The organism is Candidatus Aminicenantes bacterium, assembly GCA_011049425.1.
GTDB lineage: Bacteria > Acidobacteriota > Aminicenantia > UBA2199 > UBA2199 > UBA876.
This window is the reverse complement of record DSBM01000156.1, coordinates 1-8,115: the sequence shown is the minus strand read 5'-3', so window position 1 is coordinate 8,115 and position 8,115 is coordinate 1. Positions and strand designations below refer to the sequence as shown.

Genomic DNA, 8,115 nt, shown 5'->3' with positions numbered 1-8,115 from the left:
CCCCCGGCATTGACCACAGATGCAGCCAGCAACAGTACCAGGATACCAAGGATTTTTTTATCCATTCCGCCTCCCTGGTGATTTCGAGATAATTGTACGCCATCGGGTCAAGCCTGGCAAGCAATCCCACTCGGGGTACAATAGCAAGCGGAGGTGCTTATGTCCGCTGCCGTTTGCGAAGCCGATATCCTGCGGATGGACCGGCATGATCGCCTGCTTGAATTTCGCAAAGAATTCTTTATTCTTGAAAACACCATTTACATGGATGGAAATTCTCTGGGGCTGCAATGCCGCGCCGCCGCACGCCGGGTTGAACAGGTCATGAACGATTGGCGCAACCGCGGAATCGGCGGCTGGATGGATGGAACCCCGGCATGGTTCACCCTGTCCGAGACCCTGGGAGAAATGGCGGCTCCCCTGGTCGGCGCGCTTCCCGGGGAAGTTGTGGCCACGGGCACCACCACCGTCAATATCCACTCATTGGTAGCGTCTTTTTTTAATCCGCTCCCGGGAAAAGACAAAATCCTCGCCGACGAGCTGAATTTTCCCACCGACCTGTACGCTTTGGACGGTCAATTGCGCTTGCGCGGGCTGGACCCGGTGCGCCACCTGGTGCGGGTGCGGTCCGGGGACGGCCGCACCCTGGATGAAGAAAAAATCATTGCCGCCATGACCGAAGATGTAGCCCTGGTGTTTTTGCCTTCAGTGCTTTTCACCTCCGGCCAACTCCTGGACATGCCCCGGCTGTCGGCGGCGGCACGGGAACGGGAGATTCTGATTGGTTTTGATTGCTCACACTCAGCCGGAGCCGTTCCCCACCAGCTCCACAAATGGGGCATTGATTTCGCCCTTTGGTGTTCCTACAAATACCTCAACGGCGGACCCGGCAGCCCCGCCTTTCTGTTTGTCCATGAACGCCACCATGGTTCCCGTCATCCCCGACTTCCCGGCTGGTTCGGATTTGTCAAGGAAAAGCAATTCGACCTGTTGCCGGACTTCATTCCCCAACCCGATGCCGGCGCCTGGCAGATCTCTTCTCCCGGAATACTCGGCGCCGCCGCGGTGGCGGGTGCTCTGGAAGTAATCCGCGAGGCGGGTATCGACGCCATCCGGAAACGCTCCCTGCTCCTGACGGATCTGCTGATGCGGCTGGTGGATGAACGCTTGAGCCACCCCCCCTATTCGTTCCGCATTGTGAATCCCCAAGAAGACGGCCGCCGGGGCGGCCATGTGGCCCTGGCGCGAGACCACGAAAGCCTGCGCATCGCCGCCGCCCTGAAAGCACGCGGCATTATTCCCGATTTCCGCCCCCCCGATACCATCCGTATCGCCCCGGTGGCGCTGTACAACACGGCCCAAGAGGTGTATCGGGTGGTGCAAGCCCTGGTTGAGATCATTGACAACCGCGAATACACGCGGTTTCCAACCACCCGCGGAGCCATCACATGAAGACCGCGAAAAACGCGGGCCAACAGCGGGTGCTGTTCCTGATCCGCCATGGTGAAACCCGTTCCAACCGCGAAGGCATCTTCCGTGGACGCCTGGAGATATCCCTGTCCATCCGGGGAAACGAACAGGCTAGGGCCCTGCAGAGGGCGACGTCGCTTTCAAAAACCCTTGCCGTGGTTTGCTCCCCGTTACAGCGGGCGCAGGAAACGGCCCGACTCGCTTTTCCCGGCCTGCCGATTTCCGTGGATGAACGCCTGAACAACCTGGACCTGGGGGATTGGAGCGGAAAACGCAAAACTGACATCCAACACGATTTTCCCGGCGCATGGGAACGCTGGGTTAATCATCCCCACTCCATGCGTTTTCCCGGAGGTGAATCCCTGCAAAATGTGCATCAACGGGCACGTGATTTCCTGGAATGGTTCCCGGAGTCCGCGACCAGCCCGCTAACCGCGGTCACCCACCGCTCGGTAATAAAATGCCTGCTGGGAGTCGCCATGGGACTGGATAGCGATTATTTCTGGAAATTTCACCTGGATAACGGTTCCATTACACAACTGGTGTGGGAACCCGGCCGCGGGTTCACCCTGACCGCGCTCAACCACACCAGCCACTTACCCCACCTGGTAACGGAATGGTATTAGAGACCGGGCGGGGACGGTTCAACCGTGCTTTTTGCGGAAGCTGCGCATGAAATCGACCAGAACTTCCACCCCCTCCAGGGTCATGGAGTTGTAGATGGATGCCCGGCACCCGCCCACACTGCGATGGCCCTTTAGGCCCATCAAACCCGAAGCGGTCGCTTCCTTGACAAACAGGGCTTCCAGTTCTTCGGAGGGCAGGCGGAAGGTGACATTCATGATGGAGCGATCCTCTTTACGGGCGGTACCGCGGTAGAAATCATCGGCGTCAATGGTATCGTACACCAGCGCGGCCTTGCGGCGATTGACCCGTTCAACGGCGGCCACGCCTCCCTGGGCTTCGACCCATTCCATCATCAATTTGACCACGTAGACGGCAAAGCAAGGCGGGGTATTGTACATGGAGCCCTTGTCCACATGGGTGCGGTAATCGAGCATGGTGGTTAAGCCGTCAGCGATCCGACCCAGAAGGTCGCGCCGCAGAATCACCAGGGTGACACCCGCAGGTCCGATATTTTTCTGGGCTCCGGCATAGATCAGGCCGAAGCGATCGACGTCGATTTCCCGGCACATGATATCGGAAGACATGTCGGCCATCAGGGGTGTCTGGCCGGTATTCGGGTACTCTTTCCACTGGATACCGCCGATGGTTTCATTTGAGGTGATGTGAACATATGCGGCACCTTGGGAAAACTCCAGGTTGGTGGGGATATACGAAAATCCCTTATCCTCTGAAGATCCCGCCACATGAACCTTGCCGAAAAGGTTGGCTTCCTTGATGGCCTTTTTGGCCCATGCACCCGTATTCACATAATCAGCCGTACCTGCCTTCAGGAAATTCATGGGCACCATGCCGAACTGCATGCTGGCACCGCCCTGCAGAAACAGCACGGCATAGTCATCGGATACGCCCATTAAAGAGCGGATTTTGGCTTCCGCACCCTGAATGATGTCATCAAAGTCCTTGGACCTGTGGCTGATTTCAAGAATCGAAAGATTGATCCCGTTCAAGTTCAGCAGCTCCGACTGGGCTTTCTCCATGACTTCCCGCGGCAATACCGCTGGTCCCGCATAAAAATTGTACTTTCTGGACATGACGCCGTTCCTCCTAAAGGTGATCTCTCAGCCTCATTATACCGCGACATGGAATAAAAACAACCATCCTGCATTTCTCACAACGATCTGCGCTAATGGCGGATATGGCCGCATTGACACCGGATCGGCTCTGTGTTAATATTTAACTAATAAAATCTGTGCGGAGGAAAGCGGCAATGAACCAGACCCCGAAAGTAGTTGTGTTTACAACCCCCACCTGTTCATGGTGCCGGGCGGTCAAAAGCCATCTGCGCAAACTCAATATCCGTTTTCGTGAGGTGGATATCAGCCGTGATCCCGCCGCCGCCCGGGACATGGTGCGACGCACCGGTCAGCAGGGTGTTCCCGTCACGTTGGTAAACAACCAGCCGGTAGTGGGATTCGACCAGTCAAAACTGGAACGGCTGTTGGGTGTCCGTCGCTGAACCCGTTACAGTTCAGACCCAGGTCTGCAGTTCCCTCAGCCATTCCAGCGGGGTTAGAAAACGCCGCATTCCGCACCGATGGGTGGTGTTTAACGTAAACCCGATCAACCTTTCCGCAATGAAATCCAGGTTGGTTTCCGGGTTTCGTCCCGCGTTGTGTACGTACATGCGGTTCAGCAGGTCCACCTGGCGGTTCAATTCATCGTCAAGCGGAACCGTCTGCTTGCGATTCGGCGGCCGTTGCTGCAGCCCGGCCAGATCACGAAGAAACCCCTCCCAGCGTTCCGCGTCCGGATCCTTGCGCCGGCGCCGATAATGCTGCATCAAAAGGTAAGGCAGGCCCGATTCTCCCGAAAGGCGGATCTCGTCGCTGGCCACCATCCAGCCCATGTTGATGGCCGTCACCCTTTGGGAAACCGATTTGTAGAGCCGCTCCATAAACGGCCGAACCACCTGTTCCGCGGAATCCTCTACACTGTCGAACTGATTGAGGACAAAGAAAACACGGTAACCGGATACCACCCGCTCCAGCACCCGTGTGAGCAGGCAGTCACCGATCCGTTCACGTACCCATTCCAGCCACAAGTCAAACACCGGCCCTTCGGGTTTGTGGGAAAACGCATCCAGTTGTTCCAGGTACTCCGCGGAATCGGGCAGTTCTCTTCCCGCCAGGACAGCCAGGTCATCATCCGGAGCCGAAAACACGTGCCGGCAGGCGCGGATCAGGGCCGCGCGCACCATTTCCGCGGCCGTCAGCGTGGCGGCGCGTAATCTCGGGGTAAATATGAGAATTCCGGAATTGGCCAGGGGCATGAAATCGAGCACATGGCGATCCAGTCCGGCCCGGTTGTCCAGAATAACGTAGTCGGCGTTCAATTCCATCAGGCCCCGTTGAAGCTTTTCCATGTGCACCGGTTCCATGTTGACAATTTCGTCAATGAAACTCGCCGGGGATGCAATCACCCGAAAACGACGAAACAGGCCTTCGGGATCCAGGCTGCGGTTCAACCCCAGGGTGCACTCCTTTATGGGAACATCGCGTTTGATAAAGTGGTAAAGATCGCGCTGGATCGGCATGTCAAGGAAAGAACGCAGACTTGAAGTTCCCGGATCCAGGTCCACCAACACGGTTGTGCGCCGCCGCGCCAGAGTCAGGGCCGCGTTCAGCGCAAAAGTGGTCTTCCCCACTCCGCCTTTTCCCGACGATACCGGTATGATCATGCCGTTTCCCTCATGGCCGCGAATCCGTCTGCGGACACCGCTTCTTACTCACAGAACTTTGCCATTCCCTGCCGCGCCAGGGCGTCCGCCCGTTCATTCCACCTGTCTCCTGAGTGCCCCTTGACTTTTACAAAAGATATGTCCAGGGATTCAACCAGCTCCAGCAATCGTTCCCACAGGTCCCGGTTTTCAACGGGCCGGCGCTTGGCATTCAGCCAGCCGTTGCGTCGCCAGCGCTGGTACCACTTCTGGTTCATACAGTTGACCAGATAGGCGCTGTCTGAACGCAATTCCAGCCTGACTTCCGGCCGGCCCCAGGCTTCCAATGCCCGTATGCACGCCATAATCTCCATGCGCTGATTGGTTGTGTTGCGCTCACCACCACATATCTCTCTGACTTGGCTGTTTGTACGCATCACCGCACCCCAGCCGCCCGCATTGCGTTGAAACTGGTTCCCGGAACAGGCCCCGTCGGTATCGATCAACACGCCCGCATCCTTATTCCGATTCATGCTCAGGGTCTCTCTCGGGGTCGGGAACGCGCCAGAAATGGTTTATCACCTGGATATTCGGGCCCAGACTCAGGGAATAGATCAACGTACGGCTGGTATACTCCTTGGCCGCCGCTACAGCGGCTTCCAACCCGGCACCCCGAGCCAGCCATGCCGCTGCGGCGGATGCGAACGTGCACCCTGAGCCATGGTTATTGACGCCCCTGACCATGGGAATAGAAAAGGATTTAATCCCGGCATGGGTGGCCAGTACATCCACGGCCCGGCCCTGCAAATGCCCTCCCTTTAACAGAATAGGAACCTGAATGCGTTGAAAAAGTGTTTGTGCCGCGGCTTCCAGGTGTTCTTCACCATCCAGACTCTCATTCAGCAGGGCCTCGGCTTCCGGAATGTTCGGTGTAATTAAAAAGGCCCGGGGAAAGAGGCGTGTCCGCAGTGACTCAATTGCATCATCGCAAATCAGGCGTCCACCGGAAGTAGCGGCGAAAACCGGATCCACAACCAGGGGGATATGGGGTTGCGCCTCAAGTTCTTTTGCAACCACCTCGATGATCTCTTTAGAGAATAGCATCCCGGTTTTTGCGACCGTAACCGGGAAACCGTCAAGGACAGCCCGAAGTTGCCGCCGCACCATATCGGCATCCACCGCCTGAATGGCATATACGCCGTCAAGGTTTTGCGCGGTTACGGCAGTGATCACACTGGTACCGAACACCCCGCAGGCCGAAAATGTTTTCAGGTCGGCTTGAATGCCCGCCCCTCCGCCTGAATCGCTTCCGGCTATGGTTAATGCAACGGTATCTCTCCTCATCGCCCCCATTATAGAGCCCGGTTTTCAAAATTGTCAAATGCCTTCATCAGCGCCGATTCCCGCGTGCTGGCTGCGTAGAATTTACACTTATATGGGGTCCTTATTTTTCGATATCCAGCAATTCGACGCTAAAAATCAGCGTGGCGTCCGGCCCGATCTTTGGCGGTGAGCCCCGCTTTCCGTAAGCCAACTCGGGGGGAATGACAAAACGATACTTGGCGCCAACCCGCATCAGCTGAATGCCTTCCACCCATCCCGGAATCAACTCGTCCAAGCGGAAAGTCACGGGTTCTTTGCGCTCAACGGAACTGTCAAACACCGTGCCGTCGATCAATGTGCCGTGATAATGGACCTTCACCCGGTCACTGGGCTTGGGACTGGGGCCGTCACCGGGATTGATTACCGCATATTGCAAACCAGAAGGGGTTTGCATAACACCCGGCTTTTCTTTGTTGGCCTTGCGGAATGCATCACCCTCGGCGATATTTCGTGATGATTCTTCCTGGCGGCGCGCTTGGTCACGGCGCATCACATCCTGTTGAAATTGCTGCATGCGTTGCGCCACTTCCTCTGGTTTCATTCTCGATTCGCTTTCCTGATAGGCATCTTTTACCCCGGCTATCAGGGCTTCAAGATCCAGTTCGCCGGCAAGACGCCGGATATTGCTGCCGTAATTGTATCCAATCGCGTAACTTGTGCGGGCCGAATCGCTTTCCAATTCAAGCGGTTGCGAATCCGCGTCTTCGGCGGAGCCCCCGCAACCCAGCAACATCGCCGCCAGGATTACCACCCATACCACTTTTGTCGCCTGCATAATCATCTCCTCTCAATCGTCGTCTTACGACTCGTCGCCACTATAGCAGATGCCCCGCCCGGACTCAACCCGGCTTCGGCCCGTTTTGATTTTCCAGCATGTGGTTACGCAATCGCAATACACGCCGGAATGGGGCATGCGGACGTCGCAACTCCCGGGCGCCCCGGGTGATTTTGCACAGGCTCATTCCCAGTTCCCGGGCGATATCGCGCTGGGTCCATCCGGCATCCAGCAATTTAACCAATTCCCAGCGCCCGGCCAAATCCGAGATTTCCCGGGGAGTCAACAGGCTCTCCAGAAACCCGCGAACCAGCAGCGGATCTTTCATAAGGGCCAGCAGGTCCGCCACTTCATCCAGGGAAGCCGTCCTGTTTTTCATCTTTTCACCTCGGTTCCCAGTGTATGCGGATGACCGCGCCGGATCAAGTCTGACCCTGAGACGAATCCCGGCTGATCCTGTTCACGGTACGCAGGCAAACGCCATGAGTTTAGTGGAATCATCGGCAGCCGCTTCGAAATTCACTCCGACAGCTTTTTTGGCGCCCCGGAAAAATCTTCTACACCCGTCGACCCGAATCCATTGTCGCCCCGATGGCTGTCGTTCAAGCTTTCTGCCCACTCAACGCGGGCCTGCGCAACTTCCGCGATCACCAATTGGGCGATGCGCATGCCGGAGCTTACCTTGAAATCTCTGTTGCCGTGATTGATGAGGATTACCATAACCTCCCCCCGATAGCCACAATCAACCGTGCCGGGGGCGTTTAACACCGTAACCCCGTGTCGCCAGGCAAGGCCGCTGCGAGGACGAACCTGGCCTTCCATTCCCACCGGCAGTTCCATGGCGATGCCCGTGCCCACCCGTCGCCATTGTCCAACCGGGATCATGCAATCTTCGGCGGCAAAAAGATCCAGGCCGGCATCTCCCTCATGAGCGGCCCGTGGCAGTTGGGCATTCGTTTTCAGTTTCGAGCATCGAATTACAACCATATCGGCTCCCTATTAAAGTTGAAGAGTTGAAAAGTTGGGATCTATTACGTTTTGTGTGGGTAAATACACATTGGTAATTGGTAAGCGGTTGTGAGTATGAGTACCCGCAGGGCATAAAGCATAAGCGAACGCAAACGTAGGTTCCGGGGACCCATGGTCT

General features: G+C 56.7%; 10 protein-coding genes. 3 read left to right on the top strand and 7 right to left on the bottom strand.

Annotated features, from left to right (window positions below):
* Window positions 1–159: 159 nt before the first annotated feature.
* Window positions 160–1,449: a kynureninase gene (kynU, locus tag ENN40_11200; protein ID HDP95908.1), complete on the top strand. Its 1,290-nt coding sequence runs from the start codon at window positions 160–162 to the stop codon at window positions 1,447–1,449.
* Entirely contained in the window at window positions 1,446–2,093 is a 648-nt protein-coding gene (locus ENN40_11195) for a histidine phosphatase family protein (protein ID HDP95907.1), read from the top strand. Before kynU ends, ENN40_11195 begins: the two co-directional genes overlap by 4 nt.
* An 18-nt stretch (window positions 2,094–2,111) precedes the next feature.
* Here ENN40_11195 and serC read toward each other — a convergent pair whose 3' ends face one another.
* Window positions 2,112–3,185, bottom strand: a complete 1,074-nt coding sequence (gene serC / locus ENN40_11190; protein ID HDP95906.1) for a 3-phosphoserine/phosphohydroxythreonine transaminase — start codon at window positions 3,183–3,185, stop codon at window positions 2,112–2,114.
* Between the two features lie 176 nt (window positions 3,186–3,361).
* Here serC and ENN40_11185 point away from each other — a divergent pair, with 176 nt between their 5' ends.
* Window positions 3,362–3,610, top strand: coding sequence for an NrdH-redoxin (locus tag ENN40_11185; protein HDP95905.1), 249 nt, complete (start codon window positions 3,362–3,364; stop codon window positions 3,608–3,610).
* 12 nt (window positions 3,611–3,622) lie between these two features.
* On the opposite strand, the gene ENN40_11180 is transcribed toward ENN40_11185, so the two are convergent.
* From ENN40_11180 to ENN40_11155, 6 genes are all read right to left on the bottom strand, one after another.
* Window positions 3,623–4,831, bottom strand: coding sequence for a hypothetical protein (locus ENN40_11180; protein ID HDP95904.1), 1,209 nt, complete (start codon window positions 4,829–4,831; stop codon window positions 3,623–3,625).
* A 44-nt stretch (window positions 4,832–4,875) separates the two neighbouring features.
* On the bottom strand, window positions 4,876–5,343 hold the full coding sequence (locus tag ENN40_11175; protein HDP95903.1) for a ribonuclease HI: 468 nt from the start codon (window positions 5,341–5,343) through the stop codon (window positions 4,876–4,878).
* Window positions 5,330–6,154, bottom strand: a complete 825-nt coding sequence (gene thiD, locus ENN40_11170; protein ID HDP95902.1) for a bifunctional hydroxymethylpyrimidine kinase/phosphomethylpyrimidine kinase — start codon at window positions 6,152–6,154, stop codon at window positions 5,330–5,332. The genes ENN40_11175 and thiD overlap by 14 nt, the downstream gene beginning before the upstream one ends.
* 100 nt (window positions 6,155–6,254) lie before the next feature.
* Window positions 6,255–6,974, bottom strand: a complete 720-nt coding sequence (locus tag ENN40_11165) for an FKBP-type peptidyl-prolyl cis-trans isomerase (protein ID HDP95901.1) — start codon at window positions 6,972–6,974, stop codon at window positions 6,255–6,257.
* Window positions 6,975–7,032: 58 nt separating this feature from the next.
* Window positions 7,033–7,347 carry a transcriptional regulator gene (locus tag ENN40_11160; GenBank protein HDP95900.1) on the bottom strand — a complete coding sequence of 105 codons (315 nt, stop codon included), beginning with the start codon at window positions 7,345–7,347 and terminating at the stop codon, window positions 7,033–7,035.
* Between the two features lie 140 nt (window positions 7,348–7,487).
* Entirely contained in the window at window positions 7,488–7,955 is a 468-nt protein-coding gene (locus ENN40_11155; GenBank protein ID HDP95899.1) for a dUTP diphosphatase, read from the bottom strand.
* Window positions 7,956–8,115 lie beyond the last annotated feature (160 nt).

Coding starts and splice junctions, on each gene's coding strand:
- kynU (HDP95908.1), top strand. CDS start 160: ATGTCCGCTGCCGTTTGCGAAGCCGATATCCTGCGGATGGACCGGCAT.
- ENN40_11195 (HDP95907.1), top strand. CDS start 1,446: ATGAAGACCGCGAAAAACGCGGGCCAACAGCGGGTGCTGTTCCTGATC.
- serC (HDP95906.1), bottom strand. CDS start 3,185: ATGTCCAGAAAGTACAATTTTTATGCGGGACCAGCGGTATTGCCGCGG.
- ENN40_11185 (HDP95905.1), top strand. CDS start 3,362: ATGAACCAGACCCCGAAAGTAGTTGTGTTTACAACCCCCACCTGTTCA.
- ENN40_11180 (HDP95904.1), bottom strand. CDS start 4,831: ATGATCATACCGGTATCGTCGGGAAAAGGCGGAGTGGGGAAGACCACT.
- ENN40_11175 (HDP95903.1), bottom strand. CDS start 5,343: ATGAATCGGAATAAGGATGCGGGCGTGTTGATCGATACCGACGGGGCC.
- thiD (HDP95902.1), bottom strand. CDS start 6,154: ATGAGGAGAGATACCGTTGCATTAACCATAGCCGGAAGCGATTCAGGC.
- ENN40_11165 (HDP95901.1), bottom strand. CDS start 6,974: ATGATTATGCAGGCGACAAAAGTGGTATGGGTGGTAATCCTGGCGGCG.
- ENN40_11160 (HDP95900.1), bottom strand. CDS start 7,347: ATGAAAAACAGGACGGCTTCCCTGGATGAAGTGGCGGACCTGCTGGCC.
- ENN40_11155 (HDP95899.1), bottom strand. CDS start 7,955: ATGGTTGTAATTCGATGCTCGAAACTGAAAACGAATGCCCAACTGCCA.